Here is a 21436-nt window from a genome sequence, read left to right on the forward strand (position 1 = left end):
TTTATAGTATAGGAGTGTTAAAAGCTATACTAATATTAGATATTATTTCATATAAATAAGGATTCTGAAATTAAGAGTACACTAGAAAGTAAATCATTGAATGAGTAAAAATGAGAAAAAGCCAGTATAAAACTTTATGCAATAGGTATTGGGTATAAGTAAGATTGTATAAAAGAATAGAAATGTATCTTGTTAAGATATATTATTAAAAGTTTTAGGGCTTATAGCTGTTTATAATAAAAATTGTGGTATATGGTTATTGTAATTATAAAGAATCAAAAGTGTTAATAATAAATTAACTAGAGTGATAAGGTCAATTAATATTTCTGTATTTCGAAAATTGAAATAGATGAATCTTTGATATTTTTAAATATGTTATAATTAATAAGTTACAAGATTTAAATTAATACTATATGGTGCAGTATGGATAATACATTAACAAAACTGCTTTCACAGAACCCATCCTTTGTGGATGGGCTAAACGCATTTCAGCGTAAGGGAAAGTCAGTCATATATGGTCTTAGTGGATCTCAAAAAAGTTTTCTCTTAAGCCAATCTTTTTCTGCAGGTCTTAAAAAGCCTGTAGTCATCGTAGTCCATGATAAGGATCATAAGGAGATGTGGGAGCGAGATTTAGCCTTCTTCTGGCCTAATGTGCCAGTCCAATCATTTCCTATAACAGATCATGTAGACTTTACGACTGTAGCACGTAGTCTTGAAGATCAAGGTGCACAAATGCGAGCATTAGCATTATTAGCATGGCAAGAGCCGGCAGTAGTCATTGCCAATGCTGAAGAGGTTACACAATATGTTGTATCTCCCCATTATTTGAAGGGGCAATCGTTGCATTTTGCTTTGAATGATTCAATTGAACGTGATGTAGCCCTTGAACAGCTCGTAACAATTGGATATGAACGCGTAGACCAGGTGGAACAACGTGGTCATTTTGCCGTGCGTGGAGATATTTTGGATATTTATCCTGTAAATAGTGATCATCCGATTCGCATTGAGTTTTTTGGTGATGAAATCGATACATTGCGTTTCTTCTCTGTTGAGAATCAACGTTCTATTGAACAAATCGAATCCTATACGGTGACGCCTTTCTTTCTTGGTAAAAGTGATGCAGATAGTACTTTACTATCATATGTGAAAGAGGGCACTCTGATTTATGACGAGCCAGGTCGTATTCAAGAGGCGTTAAAGAAATTCTTAAAAGAAGATCCTACACATCGGAAAAATCATTGTGATTGGAATGAACTACAACGCACTGTAGATGCTACGAATCAAGTGGCTTTCACGTTTATGCAACAACGTTCTATTGGTCTCACTGGATTTAACCCTATTGGTATTCAAGGGAAGACGATGACGAGCTTTGAGCGTCAAATTCCCCTATTAACAGATGAAATTAAACAATGGCATCGTTTAAATCATCAAGTGGTACTAGTACTAAATAATCAGCAACGACGAGAAGGTATTGAGCGCGCCCTTGAAGGGGAGAATATTGCATTTATTCATAGTGATACATGGATAGCAAAGTCGAACACCGTCGTTATTTTAAAGGGCTTATTAACAGATGGTTTTGAATTGCCCAATAGCCATCTCGTGGTTGTCGTAGAAGGTAATATTTACGGACAGCAAAAGCGCAAGCTTCGTAATAAGCCTAAAAAGGGCCAAGAAATCAATTATTTTACAGATTTAACGCCTGGTGACTATGTAGTACATAATATGCATGGTATCGGCAAGTATATTGGTCTTAAAACAATTGAGACGGAAGGCATTCACCGCGATTATATTGAGATTGCTTATGCTGGAACGGACAAACTATTCTTACCAGCTAATAATTTAGATCAACTGCAAAAATATATTGGCAACGAAGGTGATGTGCCACGTATTAATAAGATGGGTGGCCGTGACTGGAGCAAGGTTGTTACAAAGGCAAAAAAATCTATTGATGATTTAGCAGATAAACTCGTTGAGATATATGCACAACGAGAAATCACAGAAGGTTTTGCATTCTTGCCAGACCAACCATGGCAGCAAGAGTTTGAAGATGCATTCCCCTATGAGGAAACGAAAGACCAATTACAGGCTACCGCAGAGATTAAAGAATCCATGGAAAGACCTGTTCCTATGGATCGCTTGCTCGCTGGTGATGTAGGCTTTGGTAAAACGGAAGTGGCTATGCGCGCCATTTTTAAGGCTGTTATGAGCGGAAAACAAGTGGCAGTACTTGTACCGACTACGGTTTTAGCACAGCAACATTTCCAAACCTTTTTAAATCGCTTTGCTCCATTTGGGGTAAAAGTAGATGTGCTTAATCGATTCCGAACTACATCAGAGAAAAAACAAATTCTTAAAGGCGTAGAGGATGGATCTATTGATATTCTCATTGGAACTCATTCATTACTTAATAAAAAGGTGGTATTCAAAGACTTAGGAATGCTCGTTGTAGATGAGGAGCAACGTTTTGGGGTAGCACAAAAAGAAAAGTGGAAAGAGTGGGCTAGCAATATCGATGTACTCACTTTGAGTGCTACACCGATTCCGCGGACTTTACATATGTCCCTTGTTGGCGTTCGAGAAATGTCTGTTATCAATACTCCGCCAGAGGAGCGATTGCCTGTTCAAACCTATGTGGTGGAATACGATATGAATCTCATAGCAGATGCTATCAAACGAGAACTTGCAAGAGGTGGACAGGTCTATTTCGTATATAACCGTGTCGCGTCCATTAATCACATGGGAGAACTATTAGAATCCGCATTGCCTGGCTTGCGTTATGCTATTGCTCATGGACAGATGACAGGCCGTCAAATTGAGGAGATTATGACCGATTTCTATGAAGGTCATTATGATGTACTCTTGTCCACGAGTATCATTGAAACTGGCTTAGATATTCCTAATGCCAATACTATCATCATTTATGATGCAGATCGCTTAGGTTTATCTCAACTATACCAAATGCGAGGTCGTGTAGGACGCTCTCGTAGACGTGCTTATGCATACTTCATGTATCGGCCAGATAAAATACTTTCAGAGGCGGCTGAAAAGCGTTTAAAAGCTATTGAAGAGTTCACAGAGCTCGGTGCAGGGTTCAAGTTGGCCATGCGAGATCTAGAAATTCGCGGTGCCGGCAATCTATTAGGTTCACAGCAACATGGCAATATCGCATCCGTGGGCTTTGGTATGTACGTGAGCATGTTAGAAGAGGCGATTGCAAAGGCCCAAAATAAAGAAGTTGAGCGAGATGTATCCATTGATCCAGCTATCGACTTAGAGGTAGATGCGTTTATTGATGATGCGTATATCAAAGATAGCGCTCGTAAGATTTCTGTATACCAACGATTGTTACATATTAAATCTAAAGAGCAACTCGACGATATGACGGATGAGCTCATTGATCGCTTCGGTACACCAACCGATCCAGTAGATCGTTTGTTGCGCATTGCTCAAATTAAAGAGCAAGCGCGCATACTGGGCATTAAAAGTATCGTCCGTAGAGATAAGCAGCTCACCATCCATTGGTATGACGATTCTAAAATGGCCGATTGGGACATGGGGGCTGTACGAGAAGATTTATGGAAAAAAATGAAGTTTATGGACACCAAGCCAGCCACATTATATGTGAATCTTAATGGCATGAAAGGTTCTGTTTTGACCATTACGGAAGCGGTGATAAAGGCTCTTAGCCACAAGTCACCGACTAAGGAGGGCCTATGAATCGATTTTTAAAAGGAGCCATGATTTTAACCTTAGCCGGTATTATCGTGAAGGTCATCGGTGCGTTTAGTAAGGTTCTTATTGCACGGATTTTAGGTGGTGAAGGAATTGGCCTATATATGATGGCCTATCCAATCTATCAAATTATCGTTAGTATTTCTGCTGCAGGTATTCCTGTAGCCATATCTATTATGATTGCAGAGAAACTTGCTAATGATGATATGCGAGGCGTACAACAAGTATTTTCCGTATCTTTAAGGGTACTCGCTATATTAGGGCTGGTATTTAGTTTGGCCTTATATGGTAGTGCGCAATGGCTCGTAGATAATCATATTATCACCGATCCACGTGCCTTAATTGCTATTCAGTTATTATCTCCAGCCATTTTTGTAGTGACCATCCTGAGCTGTTTTAGAGGGTATTTCCAAGGTTTCCAGTATATGGTGCCTACTGGTACGAGTCAAGTATTTGAACAAATCTTTCGCGTGTCTTCTATGGTAGGTTTGGCATACTACTTCATTGATCGTGGACTCCATTTGGCGGCAGGTGGTGCGACCTTTGCTACATTCCCAGGCGTATTGGCAGGGTTACTGGTATTAATTTATTTTTACTACCGACAACGCAATGTTCGAGAGAAGATGCTTTCACAACAGAATCCTAATGCTATTTGTGAAAGTAATGGCACCGTAGTTAAACGCTTGTTTAGCCTTGCTATACCTGTTTCTATGGCGAATATTATGCTTCCTATGGTATCACTCATTGATACATTTATCGTCCCAAAACGATTGATGGATATTGGATACTATCTCAATGAAGCAACCACACAATTTGGCTATTTAACGGGGATGGCAACATCTCTGATTGGGTTGCCAATCATTCTAACTACGTCCTTAGCCGCTAGTCTTGTACCAGCCGTATCTGAGGCACATACTCAAGGTGATGTACATCGCATCGTGAAACGGGCGGAAACGGCGATTAAAATTGCTAATATGTTTACGATTCCAGCCTGTATTGGTCTCTGTGTACTAGCTACGCCAATATCGCAATTAATATATGCAACACCCCACGCAGGGCCTGTTATTGCTGTTATTAGCTTGAGTATTGTGTTTCTCGGTTGGCAGCAGGTTACTGCAGGTGTTTTACAAGGATTAGGAAGGACAGTAATTCCTATGGTGTCGATTTTTATCGGCTTATTAGTGAAGACATTCTTAGATTATGAATTGACAGGCAGTGTTGAGTTGGGCATTAATGGTGCAGCTTGGGCGACGAATTTAAACTTTGCTATTGCAGCGCTTATTAACTATATTTTTGTAAAAAAATATGTAGGTTCGGTACTCAACACATTAGAGTTATTAAAAATAATAGTATCTGCCATGGCTATGGGCGGTGCTACACAAGTCATCTATGTGAGCACCGTTGATTTATTAGGCAATGGTGGCGCTGTGGCTACAGCAATTGTAGTGGCTATTTTTGTATATGGTTTATCGTTATGGCTTACTAAAGCTGTCGTAAAAGATGATATATACCATTTCCCAATCATAGGCAAGCGCTTACAAGCTCGACGCAATAGGGAGGAAGCAAAGCTATATGAAGAACAATATTGATATTCAACCTTTAGTCGATGTAGTGAAAACTTTGCGTGCACCAAATGGCTGTCCTTGGGATCAAAAGCAAACGCATGAATCTTTACGCCGCTATTTTATAGAAGAGACTTACGAAGTAGTAGATGCCATTGATAATAAAGATATGCCAAATCTTCGTGAAGAGTTAGGTGATGTATTATTGCAAGTTGTCTTTCACAGTCAATTGGCAGAGGAAGCTGGTCATTTTACACTTCAAGATGTAATTAATGATGTCGCTGAAAAAATGATTCGTCGTCATCCTCGTGTTTTTAATCCTGAAAAAGATGAAAAGTCATACACTTGGGATGAATTAAAGGCACAAGAAAAGAAAAATATTCAAAATTCTGTATTGGATGGTGTATCGAAAAGTTTACCTGCTTTAATGGCGGCTTATAAGCTCCAAGAAAAGGCTGCAAAGCTAGGATTTGACTGGGATGAGCTTGATCCTGTTTGGGCTAAAGTTTCCGAAGAAATGGGGGAATTTAAGGAGGCTATTGACCAAAATGATAGAGAAAATATGGAAAAAGAAGCAGGAGATGTGCTTTTTTCCTTGATTAATCTATTCAGATGGTATAAAATAAGCGGTGAAAATGCACTAAATCGCACAAACACAAAGTTCCGACAGCGTTTTTTACATGTAGAAGCTTGTGTTAACCAAAGCGATCGCTCATGGGAAGACTTTTCATTAGCTGAGCTCGATGCTTTTTGGGAGGAGGCTAAAGTGCAGGAAAAGTAACCTAGAGGTTTATACACTTCTAAGGTATTGTAATTTTAAGGAGGTTCTGTCATGAACAAAACAGAATTAATCGCAAGTGTTGCACAAAAAACTGAATTAACTAAAAAAGATGCTGAAAAAGCAGTAAAAGCTGTATTTGACACAGTAGCTCAAGAATTAGCAGCTGGTGGCAAAGTACAAGTTATCGGCTTCGGTACTTTCGAAGTTCGTGAACGCGCAGCTCGTGAAGGCCGTAACCCACAAAACGGTAAAACTATCACAATTGCAGCTTCCAAATCCCCTGCATTCAAAGCTGGTAAAGGTTTGAAAGAACAAGTTAACGCTGCAAAAGCTAAAAAACGCAAAAAATAATCCATATTGGATGTGAAAGAGACCTTTCGAGGTCTCTTTTTTTTATCTATTTATGGTATAATGCACAGAGAAAGGGTGCATTATGAATAACGAAACATCAAGGAAGGTTCTCATCGTGTCTGCCTCAATCGGCACTGGACATATGCAAGCCGCAAGAGCCATAGAAGAATATTGGAAAGAAAAAGAGCCACAAGCATCAATTACCCATGTTGATTTTCTTGATACAGAAACTATGTCTGTAGAGCATTTAATTAAGGGTACCTATATCAAGATGATTGACGTATTCCCCATGCTCTATGATATGATTTATCGCGTATCGAAAGGGGAAAAACGAGGGACCATTATGCAAACCGCATTGTCGTACCTACTTAAAAGCCGCATGCTTAAACTAGTACAACAAGAAGAGCCAGATGTAATGGTCTTTACACACCCATTTCCTTGTGGGGCGGCATCGATTTTAAAACGTCAAGGTCATATAGATGTACCACTAGTGGCTATTATGACAGACTTTAGTAGTCATCAGTTTTGGCTTTATCCACAGATTGATGTTTACTATGTTGCAACAGAATCTATGGTACCTGAAATGGTAGCTTCAGGTATCGATGAATCTCGTATTCATGTATCTGGCATTCCAGTGCGGCGATCTTTTTTCCGTGATGCTATTGAAGAGTATAGCTTAGAGGAACCTGTGAAAGTTCTTGTTATGGGTGGTGGCCTAGGTTTAGGCTCTCTTGAGACGGCTTTAAAACATCTAGATGAAGTAAATGGTATTGGTGAAATTACCGTTGTAGCGGGACAAAATACGTCTCTTTACGAATCGTTAGTTGTCCTTAGTGAATCTATGAAGACGAAGACCACCGTATATGGTTATACTACCAATATTTCTGAGCTCATGAAATCATCGTCTTTACTCGTTACAAAACCTGGTGCATTGACCTGTATGGAGGCTGTTACAATCGGATTGCCAATGGTATTCTTTAATGCTATCCCAGGGCAGGAAGAGGCAAATGCAGAACTATTAGAGCAACGGGGGTGTGCTCGTTGGGCTCGTGATATTCATAACTTAGAAGATGTGGTAACTGCACTGTTAATTAATTCTCCGCGACTTCAACAAATGTCTGAGCGAGCTCGCGAATGGCATGTGGATGGGGCTGCTGATATTGTAAATAGTCTCATTGAAATTTTAGATGGTAGTGCACAAGATGAGCTTGTGAAAGCTCAAGAGGCAATTAGCTAACCAATATAGAAAAAGCGATGACCAAAAGGGCCATCGCTTTTTTCTATTGATACTGTTCAATATGTTCTTTTCGAAGTTTTTGTAATGTGACTAAGAAAGCATCCGTACTTTCTGCACCATCCAATAAATCTTTTAATTGGTAAGAGTCATCAAGGGTAACACTCCATTGGAAGGAGTCGTTATCGTCGTACACATTGAATACGACTGGTGTCTCTAAGTCCTCTGGCATATAGCCGTCATCATCGGACACAGTTGCATACGTGCCATCCTCTAAGAGCTCGGTAAATAATGTGTCATACCCATCAATGTCGATAAGTTCAAAGTTGATACTTTCATAAAAGTCTAAAACCATATCCGTCGCCATGTGGACCTCCTCATACCTCCTCATGAATATATATGTTACGTTTATTCTACTGAGGGCGCCTGTTACTGTCAATGGTAATGTGTAGTATAATAAATAACAGAATTACAAAATAGGAGCGGAATATGAACGTTATTAGTTTACAGAACATAGAGAAATCATATGGCACAAGGCTACTGTTTAAAGAGGTGAGTATGACTTTTACCACGGAAAAACGATTAGGTCTTGTGGGCATCAACGGAACGGGTAAGTCTACATTTCTAAAAATATTAGCAGGACAAATGGAAGCTGATAAAGGCACCATTGAGCGTAATGGTAAGGCTAGCATTTATTACTTAGCGCAGACACCTGATTTTGATGCGGAAGCTACTTTGCTTGAGGCCGTTCTTGATGGAAATCATCCTCGGTTGCAAATGGTAAAAGCTTTTGAACGTATTAGTCGTGAGTATCGCCAAATGCAAGAGTCTGGTAAAGACGATGCTAAAATATCTCGCAACTATATGAATGCATTGGAGCAAATGGATCAACAAGACGGGTGGCAAGTAGAGCAAGAGGCGCGCATTATTTTATCTAAATTGGGCTTTCCTGATGTGGAGCAAAAGGTAGCTATGTTATCAGGAGGGCAAAAGCGTCGTCTTGCATTGGGGCAAGCATTGCTATATCCATGTGATCTTTTATTACTAGATGAGCCGACTAACCATTTGGATGAAGATAGTATTGATTGGCTAGAGTCGTATTTGAGTGTACGTCAAGGAGGATTATTAATCAGTACCCATGATAGATATTTCCTCGATTCCGTATGTAATGGTATTTTAGAGCTATCAAATCGTCATATGTATCAATACGATGGCAATTATGAAGAATTTATTGCCTTGAAAGCTGATCGAGAGGCTCGTGAAGCTGCTACGGAAGAAAAACGACGTCAATTTTTAAAACGAGAAATCGAATGGGTACGTCGTGGTGCTCTGGCTAGAACTACAAAACAAAAGGCTCGTCTTGACCGTTACGAAAAATTAAAGAATATGGAGAAAACCCGCCGTCCGGATCAAATGGATCCTATTGCGCTGAAGACACGTTTAGGAAAAACCATCTTTGATATTGAGCATTTAGAGTTTTATTTTGATGAACGTCCTATGATTAAGGACTTTACCTATCACGTGGTACGCCATGATCGTATCGGTATAGTAGGGCCCAATGGTGTTGGTAAGTCTACCTTTATGAATATCCTTGATGGCACCTACGAAGCGACGAGAGGTACTATTGGTAAAGGTGAGACCGTTCGTATTGCTCATTTTAAACAAGAGCTACCTGAATTTGATGAAGATATGCGCGTTCTCGATTATATTCGTGAGGACCACTCTTATATGGTACTCGGTGATGGATCTACATTGAGCGCAGGACAAATCCTTGAGCGATTCCTTTTTACCCCAGAATTACATGGTGTACCGATTCGAAAACTCTCTGGCGGGGAACGTCGTCGTTTATACCTCTTAAAATTGTTGATGAGCGCCCCTAACGTATTATTGCTGGACGAACCGACGAATGATCTTGATATTCCAACATTGGAGGTATTAGAGGATTTCCTTGACTCCTTTAGTGGCGTCATCATCACCGTTTGCCACGATCGGTACTTCCTAGACCGCGTAGTGGATAAACTGTTTGTCTTTACCGGCGATGGGCATATTGAAATCGTTCATGGCTCGTATTCTGACTACAAAGATGCTCTTGATGAAAGTAGTGGCAGCAAGCGCCCATTCTATATGCCAAATGATAATATACCGGCTAATTCCAAAGTGGTACGAGCTGTAGAAGGTGGAGAGACTGATAGCGATGACTCTGTTGATAATCAATCTAATAGGGTAGATACCCTTGGAAATGATAATGTTGTAGCTAGTGATGAAACAGATACTTTCAAAGAAATACCAAAGAAGGGTCTCAATAAAGCAGAAGAAGCGGAGTATGCCAAAATTATGGATGAATTGCCTAAGCTAGAACATTTAGTGAAGGGCCTCGATGTTATGATAAGCCAAGTGGCTACTGATTATGAAAAAATGCAGTCACTGATGGAGGAACGAGAAGAAACACAGACTCAAATAGATGTGCTCACTGAACGGTGGATGGAATTAGAGGAACGCCTATAACTCCTTTTATCATGCTATTTTTTAATATCTGTTATGCAAAGGAATTACGTGTAAGTTTATTGATAAAACTCACAATGTATAGTATAATTTCTACGATTAACGATAACAACGTTACCTAAGTAGGAGGAACTCATGAGTAAGTACCAATTTTTAGACCGTCGCGTGCCAATTGAAGACGGAAATATTGCATTAGTACAAGATTTAACTAAATGTAAAAACTGCTCCTTATGTCGTAAAGCTTGTGCTGTAGACATGGGTGTATTTGATTATTATGATTTAACAACAAATGGGGATCATCCAATTTGTATTCATTGTGGTCAATGTGCATCTATTTGCCCATTCGATTCCATTAATGAACGTTCTGAGATTGATGAAGTAAAAGCAGCTATTGCTGATCCTAATAAAATCGTCATTTTCCAAACTGCGCCTGCCGTACGTGTTGGTTTAGGCGAGGAATTTGGCCTTGAGGCTGGTACGTTTGTAGAAGGTAAAATGGTGGCTGCTCTTCGTAAATTGGGTGGTGACTATATTCTTGATACAAACTTTGGTGCGGACATGACTATCATGGAAGAAGCATCTGAGTTATTAGAACGCGTTATTAATAGTGATGCAGTATTGCCTCAATTCACATCTTGTTGTCCTGCTTGGGTTAAGTTTGCGGAAACATTCTATCCAGAATTCTTGCCAAACCTATCTACGGCTAAGAGCCCGATTGCTATGCAAGCGCCTACACAAAAAACTTATTTTGCTGAAAAAATGGGCCTTGATGCAAAACAAATCGTTGCCGTTGCAGTAACACCGTGTACAGCTAAGAAATTTGAAATTCGTCGCGATGAAATGAACTCCTCTGCGGAATACTGGAATACACCAGAAATGCGCGATACAGACTACTGTATTACTACACGGGAACTTGCAAAATGGTTGCGCTCAGAAGAAATCAATTTTGATGACCTTGAAGATTCTGCTTTTGACCCATTGATGGGTGAAGCCTCTGGTGGTGGTATCATTTTTGGTAACACTGGTGGCGTTATGGAAGCGGCTATGCGTGCGGCTTACAAGATGGCGACAGGTGAAGATGCACCTCAAACATTGATTCCATTTGAAGCTATTCGTGGCATGGATGGTGCTCGCGAAGCAGACGTAGTGATTGGAGATAAAACATTACACGTAGCGGCAGTTCATGGTACAGGTAATTTGCGTAAGTTCATCGAACGCATGCGTGCAGAAAATATCCATTATGACTTTATCGAAGTAATGGCTTGTCGTGGTGGCTGTATCGGTGGTGGTGGACAACCACGCGTTAAATTGCCGATGGCTGACAAAGCTCGTGAAGCTCGCATTGCTTCCTTGTATACTCGCGATGCAGAAGTAACTGTAAAAGCTGCTTGTGATAATCCAGATATCCAAAAAATGTATGCTGAGTTTTTTGATGGCAAACCTATGAGCCACAAAGCACATCATATGTTACATACTACCTTTGTAAATCGTTCTGAAGATTTAGGCCCTAATGGCGCTTGTACGCCTGCTACATGCCCTACATCCGTACCTAATTTGAAAAAGGCGGCAGAGGCGGCTAAAGCGGCGGCAGAAGCTAATAGCTAAGAGTTGATGGTTATTAGTTAATAAAAAACACAAAGATAGCTAAGAAATATATAGCAGATAGTTGATATGTTAGTCAGCTATCTGCTTTTTTCTACTTTATATAGTGGAAATATGGTCAATAAAAGCTTTCACAGATGTAGATTCTATATATGCCATATACGCATAGGGGTTAAAATATAGAGATTGGTAAATTGGTTTAGGAATTACTTGTAGTATGCTATAATTAAATTGTTATTATTGAAGCAATCAATACTGGTTCGGGAGGATCTTCATGGCTTTTAAATTAAAAGGAAAAGAAGAAAAATTTTTCAGTATTTTGGAAAAGCATGCTGCACTAACTTATGAAAGTGCGGAAATGATGGAACGCGTGTTTAAAGGGGATATCTCTAAGGAAGAGGCATTTCTTGAAATTGATACAAAGGAAAAAGCTGCCGATGAATTAGTAAATGAAACTGTAGAGCGTTTACGTAAAACATTTATCACTCCAATGGATCGTGAGGATATTCAGCTTTTGATTGACCAACTGGATACTACATTGGATAATATCAAAGAAATCATGGATAAAATGGTTATGTATCACGTTGGCAAACCAAGTGATGGTGCTATTCGCATGAGTGAAATTGTTGTTAAATGCGTTAAGCATATCAACAAATCCATTGGTTATATGGGGAGTCTTAAAAAGGATCATGTGAAGGTAGAGGGGCGTGTTCACCAAGTATTGAAACTTGAGTCTGAAGCGGATAATATCTATCATGAAGAAATGGCTAAGCTCTTTACAGAGTGTACAGATCCAATTGAAATTATCAAATGGAAGGAAATCCTTAGCGCTATGGAAGATGTAATCGATGGCTGCGAAGATTTGGTTGGTACATTCCGCCGGGTAGTATTGAAGTATGCTTGATGCTCATTATTTAGTATGGCTAGTTGTATTTTTAGCATTAGCCTTTGACTATATCAATGGCTTTCATGATACGGCGAATGCCATTGCCACATCCGTTTCTACACGAGCTATTGAGCCTAAAAAGGCAATTATGATGACCGCTGCTCTCAATTTTTTGGGTGCAATGGTTAGTACAGGTGTTGCAAAGACTATCGGTGGTGATATAGTAATGTCGCCATCTCTTATCGATAGTGGTATTATTTCTGCAGCCCTTATCGGTGCCATTACATGGAATCTTTTAACTTGGTATTGGGGAATTCCAAGTTCCTCATCTCATGCTTTGATTGGTGGTATCATCGGTGCTGTGGGTTGGTCTGTAGGATTTGACGCATTGAATGAGGCGGGGATTTTAAAAATCTTTTTGTCTCTTATTTTATCTCCGATTGTAGCCATGATTGGTGGCTATATTGTGATGAAAGTATTGTTGCTTATTTTCGGTAGATTTTCTCCAATTGCTTTAAATGATCGATTTAGATCCATGCAAATTGTATCAGCAATTATGATGGCATTTTCTCATGGCTCTAATGATGCACAAAAAGCGATGGGGATAATCACATTAACCTTACTTAGCGGTGGTTTCATCGATACATTAGATGTACCGATTTGGGTAAAACTTTGTTGTGCTACTGCAATGGCTATGGGTACTGCTGTAGGCGGTTGGAAAATTATCTCTACAATGGGTACCAAGATTTTCAAACTAGAAACTATTAATGGGTTCGCTGCTGATTTAAACTCGGCGATTACTATTTTTACAGCTACATTCTTACATTTGCCTGTAAGTACTACACACGTAGTAAGTGGTTCTTTACTAGGTGTAGGCTCTTCTAAACGTATTAAAGCCGTTAACTGGGGGGTAGCAAGATCTATGGTTATGGCTTGGTTTGTAACGATTCCATTATCTGGCATCGTTGCCGCTATTGCTTATGAAGTAGGTCACTTACTATTTGGCTAATTCATATACTTTTTATTATAGTAAAAAAGACTGCAAACGCAGTCTTTTTTGTTTATCAAAATATTCTTGCTATATTGTCATATTTATAAATAATTTGCTTTTCTATTTTAAAATTCTATTTACTATATGTGTACGTGATAGTATCTAAATAGTCTAAAAATATAGAAATAAACTGGTTTGTAAATACTATATTCTATAAAAGAGATTTATCTATATTTGGCAACATTAATGTTACAATTCAAGTTGAATAGGGAAAAATACTTATAAATATGTGTTTTGTTGATTATGCATTTTACTAATAAATGAAGTTTATTACTAATTTATAGGCTGTTAAGAGGTTGTTTAAAGTGAATGGCTATTGCATACTTATGTATACGAGGTTATACTATCGGTAGAAGGAGTTTTTCAAGTGAAAAGTGAGGTATGTATATGGCATGGGGTGGATCTAGACGCGGTGCCGGGCGCCCACGTAATCCTATTAAACGTATTGGTAGAACCTTTCGACTCAGTGATGAAGAGTTTCTTTCGCTAAAGCCATTGATCATGGCTATTAAGGCAAATAATGATAAACGATATAGGCAACAATATAGTCGAGAAGTATAAATAATCAGGCATTGTCACAGCATATACAATTTAATACATTTTAAATCTATTTTACAATAATTCATTATTTCTAAATCTTTCAACTACAACACATCTTTACTCTCTAAACAATATGCTGTGTGCAATACAAGTAGTACGAAGAAGGTCCCAATTCATTTGAATTGGGACCTTCTTCGTTATATATAATATAATATAATATACAATACATATTACATATTACATATTACATATTACATATTACATATTACATATTACATATTACTCTATATCTTGTTATATTAAATTAGTCTACTTTGATGCCGTGAATTTCTTCAGCTAAACGTTTTAAAGCATCAACTGTACGTACCCCAGGTGTGATTTCGGAAAGTTTTACACGAATGAAGTGACCTTCTTTAACGGCTGTGATGTCTTGAAGTTGAGGGTTAGCCTTGATTTTTTCAATTTTTTGTTGGAAATCATCGTCGTTGCGGATAGAATTGCCATAGTCAGCGATAATAATATAATCAGGGTTTTGCGCAATTACTGTTTCCCAAGAACCTTTAGCCCATGTTTTATCAACGCCTAAGCCGCTCATTACATTATCAGCACCGATAAGTTTTAAGATGTTAGTAGTATAACCTTCGAATGCTGTGAATGGTTGACCGTCTTCAGAGTCATAAATGAAAACGCGTTTACGAGGTAAGTCTTTTAGTTTATCCTGGATAGCTGCCAATGTTTTACGTTGACCTGCAACCCATTCTTCTGCCTTAGGTTTTACGCCGAAAATCTCACCCAATTTAATCATGTCGCTGAAGTTGGTTTCTAGGTCAGCCTTAGTAGATAACATGGATTCAGGGATCCAAATATTAACCTTTTGGGAAATCATTTTATCTGCAGGTATAGCTCGTTTGCTGAAAGAATCAGGCCATCCTGTAGCGAAGTCAGGCTTTACGGACATGAATACTTCATAGGAAGGCCATTTTTCAGATAATACTTTTACTTTGTCGTAAGCCGCTTGTAAAGGTGGGTAGATTTCTTCTTCTTTGAAAGCCGTCCCAGCCATTTTGTCTTCAAGGCCTAATTGTAACATCATTTCCGTTGTTGCTTGGGACATGGACACGGCATGAGTAGGGGCGGATTTTACGGTAAAGTCTGTTTTTGTACCATCAAATGTTTCACTCCATGTTACAGAGGTTCCATTATCCGCTGTAGTTTTTGTAGTATCAGAACCACAACCAGCAATAGCGAATGTAGCACATGTCATAGCGATTAATAATAATTTTTTTGACTTTCTTAAATTCTGAAACATAGTAAGTCCTTTCTTTACTAATTAATAATATAAATGATAGCGCCCTTCATCCCAAGAGGTTTTGAAAGGAACTTCAAAAATTGGTTCAAGAATTTCAGGTGTGAGCACCTCGGTAGGGGAACCTTCTTTTAGGATAGTTCCGCTGTTCATGATGACAATATGATCGCAATATTGAGCCGCTAGATTTAAGTCGTGAAGGACTACAATTGTAGTGCCTTTAAAAGCACGCAATTGCTTCATAAGTGCCACTTTATACTTCATATCTAAATGATTAGTAGGTTCATCTAAAAGAAGTATTTGAGGTTTCTGGGTTAAGGCTTTAGCAATGAATACGCGTTGCTTCTCACCACCTGATAAATGATGAATTTCTTCATTTGCTAAATGGGTGATGCCTACTTCATTCATATAATGCTCTGCAATTTTAACATCCTCAGAACTATAGGTGCCAAAGTGTTGTTTGTACGGATACCGGCCCATGAGAACGATATCTTTTACGAGAAAATCATCGATCATAGCGTCTCTAGATTGTGTTAAGACTGCTACCAATTGAGCAAACTCGCGACCTTTATAAGACTCTAAAGGTTTTTCGTTTAATGTGATTTTGTTTTTTGATGGATGAAGTCGATATAGATGGCTAAGTAGCGTAGACTTACCACATCCATTTGGTCCAATTATGGCTGTTATTTTATTGGTAGGAAATGTTACAGAAATATTCTTTAACACTTCTTTGGTTTCATAAGAAAAAGACAGCTGATTAATTTGATACATAGTATCTCCTATAGATATGATATACACTAACCATTGTGTTTATAACGATTCATGATAATCCAAATGAAGAGTGGAGCCCCCAATAAAGATGTAAGCACACCAATAGGGATTTCTTCTGGACTGTAGAGTGCTCTCGATAATACGTCTGACCAGATCATAACGATGCTACCTATGAGTGCACTAAATAGTAATGTATGTTTATGTTTAGGTCCGCCTATAATCCGAGCAAGGTGAGGGATGATAAGGCCGATAAAGCCAACTACACCAACCTTTGATACTAGTGTGGCGATCACAATAGAGGATATGACAACAATACTTAATTGTAACTGCTTAACGGAAAGGCCCATTTGTGCTGCTTCATGATTACCGAGTAGCAACACATCAAGGTCTTGATTGAACGTATAGATATATAGCATAAATAAGGTTATGATGATTGCTGTTAATGGTAAATCACTCCATTGTATGCCTGCAAAGCTGCCAAGTAGCCAGAACATAGCACTTCGCACTTGAGCTTCGTGTTTGGCTCCGTAAATAATCATCATTGTTAAGGCTGAGAATACACCAGTCATACCCATACCTATGAGGATAAGTTTTACGGGGCTGTTGCTTTTACCAACACATAAGAGGACTAATATAATTGAAAGTGCTGCGCCTAGGGCCGCAAAAATAGGCGTATTGTACTGGCCTAAGAATGGTAGGCCACCCATGATAATAGCGAAAACGGCACCTGTGCTTGCGCCAGAAGAAACACCTAATACATAGGGATCTGCGAGGGCATTGCGTGTGACAGTTTGCATTAATAGACCTACAAGTGATAGACCTATACCTGTTAGAACAGAGTAAATAAGTCGTGGTAAGCGGATATCTGTAATAATCGTATCAGTCATAGATGCTGTAGTATTTGCATCAATCATAGACATAAGTGCTGAAATAATTTGGTCTAGAGAAATGAATTTAGCGCCAAACTGTAAAGCTGTTACTAATGAAATACAGAGGATTAGACAGAGTACAAATACTTTTACCGAAGTCTGCATAAAATCTCCTTATTCTATTTTTTATTTAGGTAGTTTAAGTCTTATCTAAGTATAGAGAATTTTCAATATATATACAATATTAATACCTGTATAGGTATTATACGTATAAGGGTTTATTAAATTATAAATAGCAAAATCTTATGTTAGCTTTATTCATTTTTATAAGTTCATTGTTATTTTGATATATGAAAAATTTATTATAATAGCTATAATAGAACTATATGTACAGAAGTACGTTTAGGAGGTGTTAGTTTGATACAAGATTTATTATCTGAGGATAATGTATCCTTTCATTATCCCGCTGAGACGTGGGAGGATGTTATTCGTCATGGTGGTCAACTGATGGTTGATGCGGGTTTTACGGATCCATCTTATACAGAGGCTATGGTTGAAGTCGTTCGCGAAATGGGTCCATATATCGTATTGGCTCCAGGTCTTGCTATGCCACATGCTCGCCCAGAACATGGTGCAAAGCGTGTAGGGACAGCTTTAGTGACATTGGAAAAACCATTGAATTTTGGCAGTCCTGATAATGACCCTGTATCTGTCGCATTATTTTTATGTGCTCCCAATAAAGATGAGCATATTCAATTGTTAACAGATATTGCTACTTTATTTGAGGATGAAGAATTCTTAGATGCGGCCGTTGACTTTGAAAGTATTGACGACGTACAAGCATTCTTGGCAGAGCATTTAGACGAGCAATAAACATTTAGAAGGAGGCAAGTATGATTTCTGTATTAACTGTATGTGGTAATGGTATTGGTTCTAGCTTGATGTTAAAAATGAAAATTGAAGAAATTTGTGCTGAAAATGGTATCGATGCACAAGTTGAATCTATCGATTTTAACGCGGCTCAAGGTCGTAAGGCAGATCTCATCGTAACTGTAAAAGAGTTGGCTGAACAATTTGACGATAAAAATGTTGCTATTGTTCGTAGCTATATTAATAAAAAGAAGATTACAGAAGATGTTCTTGAAGCATTAAAACTAGCTGCTCAATAATATGTAACAATTATATAGGAGGTAGTGCCATGGAAATGGTATTAGAGTTCTTGCGTGATGTGCTGTCTCAACCGGCACTTTTGATTGGTATTATGTCATGTATAGGCTTGATCGCCTTGAAACGTCCGTTTCATAAAATAATGACGGGCACATTAAAACCTATTCTCGGGTATTTAATGTTAGCTGCAGGTGCGGGTGTTATCGTTAGCAATCTTGACCCTTTGGGGAAAATGATTGAACATGGATTCCATATTACTGGTGTAGTGCCAAATAATGAAGCTATTGTAGCTGTTGCACAAAAGGTACTTGGCGTTGAAACAATGTCTATTCTTGTTGTAGGCTTATTGATGAACTTATGTATTGCACGTTTCACCAAGTTTAAATATGTGTTCTTAACAGGTCATCACAGCTTATTTATGGCATGCCTTATGTCTGCCGTACTTGGTACTGCAGGTTTATCTGGTATGGAACTCATACTTGTAGGTGGTTTCTTAATGGGGGCATGGTCTGCCATTTCTCCAGCTATTGGTCAAAGTTATACATCCAAAGTGACAGATGGTGATGAAATTGCCATTGGTCATTTTGGTAGTTTAGGCTACTATTTATCGGCTTGGGTTGCTAAATATGTTGGTAAAGCTGAAGATAGTACAGAAGATATTGAAATACCAGAAAAATGGGGCTTTTTACGGGACTCAACATTATCTACCGCATTGACTATGATTGTATTCTACTTAATTGCGGCTTTTGCGGCTGGTTCCGAGTTTGTAGCCATTTTATCCGGAGATATGAGCCCATATTTATACGCTGTTATGAGTGCTATGAACTTTGCTGTTGGTGTAACAATCGTATACTCTGGTGTGCGTATGATCTTAGGTGATTTAATCCCTGCATTCCAAGGCATTGCTACAAAAATTATCCCTAATGCAATTCCAGCTGTAGATTGTGCCGTATTCTTCACCTATGCTCCAACTGCAGTGGTATTAGGCTTCCTTAGCTCCTTTATTGGTGGTATTATCGGTATGCTTATCCTTGGTGCTGTAGGTGGCGTATTAATTATTCCTGGTCTTGTGCCACACTTCTTCTGTGGTGCTACAGCAGGTATTTATGGCAATGCTACTGGTGGACGTCGTGGTGCAGCAGTAGGCGCTTTCCTAAATGGTTTGGCTATTACATTCTTGCCAGCTTTGGCGTTGCCAGTTCTTGGTCAATTAGGCTTCCAAAATACAACCTTTGGTGATGCGGACTTTGCCGTAATGGGTCTAGTATTAGGTAATGCTTATGAATGGGTAGGTATGGCTGGTATCTATGGCATTGTAGCTATTGCCGCTTTAGTACTCATTGTTCCTAACTTTATTAAAACAAAGGGTAAAGTTATTAACTATGTAGAAGAGGATTAATGAAAACAACTGAGCAACATCGTAATGTAGTTGTTCGATATGTATTCCTGACTATTGGGGCCATAAGTTTTGCCCTTGGTACAGCAGGTATCGTACTACCACTATTGCCAACAGTTCCTTTTTATATGCTAACGTTATTTTGTTTGGCTCGTGGATCTGAACGACTCCATAAAATGTTTTTGGCGTCTAGTTTATATCAAAAGACTGTTGCTGCTTATGAACGCGATAAAGCGTTGACATTGCGGGCAAAGTTGTCCATTCTCGTATCCGTTAGTGCCATAATGACAATTGGTGCCTATTTTAGTCAAGATATGCCTATTGCTCTAATGGTTATGGGCATTATATGGGTAGCTCATGTCATAGCATTAGCTTTTATTATTAAAACAAAAAAATAGAAACTTATATCCTTAGTTTTGAATATAGCCTCATGAATTAAGTTCTTGTAGTTTAATTTATGAGGCTTATTTTATAGCACACTAACTATATCTTAATGATGATATTAATTATTCTATATTACTAAAGCTAACTAGCTTATATTTTTAAATATAAAATGAATTATTACTATTTTGAAGTTGACAATGACTATCAATAAGTATACTATAATATAATATTATTAATTTATGTTTATAGAATTTGTGTATATGGTGATAGTATGAATCCACATAATCATGCGGCCTCACATGCTGGAACATCTATGTCAAGGTATACGGTGTTTGACGGTATCGATCTAATGTTTCTAGATGTGAAGCAAGAGACGATTCAATTTTATGCTAAATCACATACCAAGACGTTTGCTATAAATCACTGTGAAGAGGGGCGCATAGAGTGCAAGTTTTCATCTGGTGAGTATTTATATATGGGGCCAGGGGATATGTCGTTAGGTTGGCATATACGCTCTGATTATCAACATGAAAATTACTTTCCTACAAAATTATTTAAAGGAATTGTATTATTAGTAGATGTTGCAAAAGCTCAACCCGTATTAGATGCACTTGTTAGTGATTCTCGAATTGATTTGACTGAGTTGGCCAATCGGTTTTGTGAGCATTCTGATTTTGGTATGATGATGGAAGAAACGGAAACTGTTCGTCACATTTTTTCCAGTTTATATAATGTGTCAGATCAAATAAAAGAGCACTATTTTAAATTAAAAGTGATTGAAATCTTTTTATTATTATCTGTTATCTCTACAGCTAATCCTGAAAAGAGAAGTACCTATAGAAAGCAACAGGTAGATATTGTAAAAGCTGTAAGTGAATATGTATCAACACAGTTTATGAAGCGTATTACTATTGATTCCTTGTCTGAACAGTTTGATATTCCTACATCTACCCTGAAACGTTGCTTTAAAGGTGTATTTGGTACAACCATACATCAATATCTAAAAGAATGTCGTATTAATGCGGCGAAGCGATTGCTTCAAGACTCAGATCAGTCTATTTTAGAAATCGCTAATGCGGTAGGGTATGAGAATGGTAGTAAATTTACTAGTGCATTCAAAGAGGCTACTGGTGTAACGCCAAGTGCTTATCGTAAGGTCTAAATAATTTGGACCTTATATTATCCTAGCTAAAAATTTTTGTGCTTTAGGCTAAGTTTGATAGTCTATGAAAATTAAATATTGTCCTAAACGTATATTTTTGGTCTATTCGGAGTAGATATGTATAATACACTTTGCTA

General features: G+C 38.3%; 19 protein-coding genes. 15 read left to right on the forward strand and 4 right to left on the reverse strand.

The features are described from left to right. The first annotated feature begins 423 nt into the window (after nucleotides 1–423). From mfd to KH286_RS08680, 5 genes are all read left to right on the forward strand, one after another. Nucleotides 424–3720 carry a transcription-repair coupling factor gene (gene mfd / locus KH286_RS08660; protein WP_008714441.1) on the forward strand — a complete coding sequence of 1099 codons (3297 nt, stop codon included), beginning with the start codon at nucleotides 424–426 and terminating at the stop codon, nucleotides 3718–3720. Next, nucleotides 3717–5324 carry a putative polysaccharide biosynthesis protein gene (locus tag KH286_RS08665; RefSeq protein ID WP_278617827.1) on the forward strand — a complete coding sequence of 536 codons (1608 nt, stop codon included), beginning with the start codon at nucleotides 3717–3719 and terminating at the stop codon, nucleotides 5322–5324. The genes mfd and KH286_RS08665 overlap by 4 nt, the downstream gene beginning before the upstream one ends. Next, nucleotides 5308–6078: a nucleoside triphosphate pyrophosphohydrolase gene (gene mazG, locus KH286_RS08670; protein ID WP_278617828.1), complete on the forward strand. Its 771-nt coding sequence runs from the start codon at nucleotides 5308–5310 to the stop codon at nucleotides 6076–6078. Before KH286_RS08665 ends, mazG begins: the two co-directional genes overlap by 17 nt. Before the next feature lie 51 nt (nucleotides 6079–6129). Further along, nucleotides 6130–6429, forward strand: coding sequence for an HU family DNA-binding protein (locus KH286_RS08675; protein ID WP_004696710.1), 300 nt, complete (start codon nucleotides 6130–6132; stop codon nucleotides 6427–6429). An 82-nt stretch (nucleotides 6430–6511) separates the two neighbouring features. Further along, entirely contained in the window at nucleotides 6512–7666 is a 1155-nt protein-coding gene (locus KH286_RS08680) for an MGDG synthase family glycosyltransferase (protein WP_120055528.1), read from the forward strand. 43 nt (nucleotides 7667–7709) lie between these two features. Here KH286_RS08680 and KH286_RS08685 read toward each other — a convergent pair whose 3' ends face one another. Next, entirely contained in the window at nucleotides 7710–8030 is a 321-nt protein-coding gene (locus KH286_RS08685) for a hypothetical protein (protein ID WP_008714437.1), read from the reverse strand. A gap of 122 nt (nucleotides 8031–8152) precedes the next feature. Here KH286_RS08685 and KH286_RS08690 point away from each other — a divergent pair, with 122 nt between their 5' ends. The 5 genes from KH286_RS08690 to KH286_RS08710 all read left to right on the forward strand — a co-directional run bounded on the left by KH286_RS08690 (nucleotide 8153) and on the right by KH286_RS08710 (nucleotide 14265). Beyond that, on the forward strand, nucleotides 8153–10168 hold the full coding sequence (locus KH286_RS08690) for an ABC-F family ATP-binding cassette domain-containing protein (protein ID WP_195394602.1): 2016 nt from the start codon (nucleotides 8153–8155) through the stop codon (nucleotides 10166–10168). A gap of 132 nt (nucleotides 10169–10300) precedes the next feature. Beyond that, entirely contained in the window at nucleotides 10301–11770 is a 1470-nt protein-coding gene (locus KH286_RS08695; protein ID WP_278617829.1) for a [FeFe] hydrogenase, group A, read from the forward strand. A gap of 271 nt (nucleotides 11771–12041) precedes the next feature. Further along, a complete protein-coding gene (locus KH286_RS08700) occupies nucleotides 12042–12671 on the forward strand; it encodes a DUF47 domain-containing protein (RefSeq protein ID WP_004697557.1) in 630 nt (209 codons plus the stop codon). Next, on the forward strand, nucleotides 12664–13662 hold the full coding sequence (locus tag KH286_RS08705; protein ID WP_008601598.1) for an inorganic phosphate transporter: 999 nt from the start codon (nucleotides 12664–12666) through the stop codon (nucleotides 13660–13662). Before KH286_RS08700 ends, KH286_RS08705 begins: the two co-directional genes overlap by 8 nt. A gap of 429 nt (nucleotides 13663–14091) precedes the next feature. Then, the gene (locus tag KH286_RS08710; RefSeq protein ID WP_004697552.1) at nucleotides 14092–14265 is read left to right on the forward strand and encodes a hypothetical protein; all 174 of its coding nucleotides are present in this window, start codon (nucleotides 14092–14094) and stop codon (nucleotides 14263–14265) included. Nucleotides 14266–14548: 283 nt separating this feature from the next. Here the strand turns inward: KH286_RS08710 and KH286_RS08715 are convergent, their stop codons facing one another. The 3 genes from KH286_RS08715 to KH286_RS08725 are packed head-to-tail and all read right to left on the reverse strand — an operon-like array spanning nucleotide 14549 to nucleotide 17355. After that, the gene (locus KH286_RS08715) at nucleotides 14549–15553 is read right to left on the reverse strand and encodes an ABC transporter substrate-binding protein (RefSeq protein WP_278617830.1); all 1005 of its coding nucleotides are present in this window, start codon (nucleotides 15551–15553) and stop codon (nucleotides 14549–14551) included. A 21-nt stretch (nucleotides 15554–15574) separates the two neighbouring features. Next, the gene (locus KH286_RS08720; RefSeq protein ID WP_155085994.1) at nucleotides 15575–16321 is read right to left on the reverse strand and encodes an ABC transporter ATP-binding protein; all 747 of its coding nucleotides are present in this window, start codon (nucleotides 16319–16321) and stop codon (nucleotides 15575–15577) included. A gap of 26 nt (nucleotides 16322–16347) precedes the next feature. Continuing rightward, nucleotides 16348–17355 carry a FecCD family ABC transporter permease gene (locus KH286_RS08725; RefSeq protein WP_123137753.1) on the reverse strand — a complete coding sequence of 336 codons (1008 nt, stop codon included), beginning with the start codon at nucleotides 17353–17355 and terminating at the stop codon, nucleotides 16348–16350. 252 nt (nucleotides 17356–17607) lie between these two features. On the opposite strand from KH286_RS08725, the gene KH286_RS08730 reads away from it, so the two are divergent. From KH286_RS08730 to KH286_RS08750, 5 genes are all read left to right on the forward strand, one after another. Then, nucleotides 17608–18063 (forward strand): PTS sugar transporter subunit IIA, encoded by a 456-nt coding sequence (locus tag KH286_RS08730; RefSeq protein WP_004696688.1) that lies wholly within the window; start codon nucleotides 17608–17610, stop codon nucleotides 18061–18063. 20 nt (nucleotides 18064–18083) lie between these two features. Beyond that, nucleotides 18084–18359, forward strand: a complete 276-nt coding sequence (locus tag KH286_RS08735) for a PTS sugar transporter subunit IIB (RefSeq protein WP_024061110.1) — start codon at nucleotides 18084–18086, stop codon at nucleotides 18357–18359. A 29-nt stretch (nucleotides 18360–18388) separates the two neighbouring features. Continuing rightward, nucleotides 18389–19756: a PTS ascorbate transporter subunit IIC gene (locus KH286_RS08740; RefSeq protein WP_278604423.1), complete on the forward strand. Its 1368-nt coding sequence runs from the start codon at nucleotides 18389–18391 to the stop codon at nucleotides 19754–19756. Continuing rightward, the gene (locus KH286_RS08745; protein WP_278617831.1) at nucleotides 19756–20151 is read left to right on the forward strand and encodes a YbaN family protein; all 396 of its coding nucleotides are present in this window, start codon (nucleotides 19756–19758) and stop codon (nucleotides 20149–20151) included. Before KH286_RS08740 ends, KH286_RS08745 begins: the two co-directional genes overlap by 1 nt. Nucleotides 20152–20408: 257 nt before the next feature. Then, nucleotides 20409–21299: a helix-turn-helix transcriptional regulator gene (locus tag KH286_RS08750; protein ID WP_278617832.1), complete on the forward strand. Its 891-nt coding sequence runs from the start codon at nucleotides 20409–20411 to the stop codon at nucleotides 21297–21299. The last annotated feature ends 137 nt before the right edge of the window (nucleotides 21300–21436 follow it).

The sequence above is a fragment of the Veillonella parvula genome, assembly GCF_018378075.1.
Lineage (GTDB): Bacteria > Bacillota > Negativicutes > Veillonellales > Veillonellaceae > Veillonella > Veillonella parvula_K.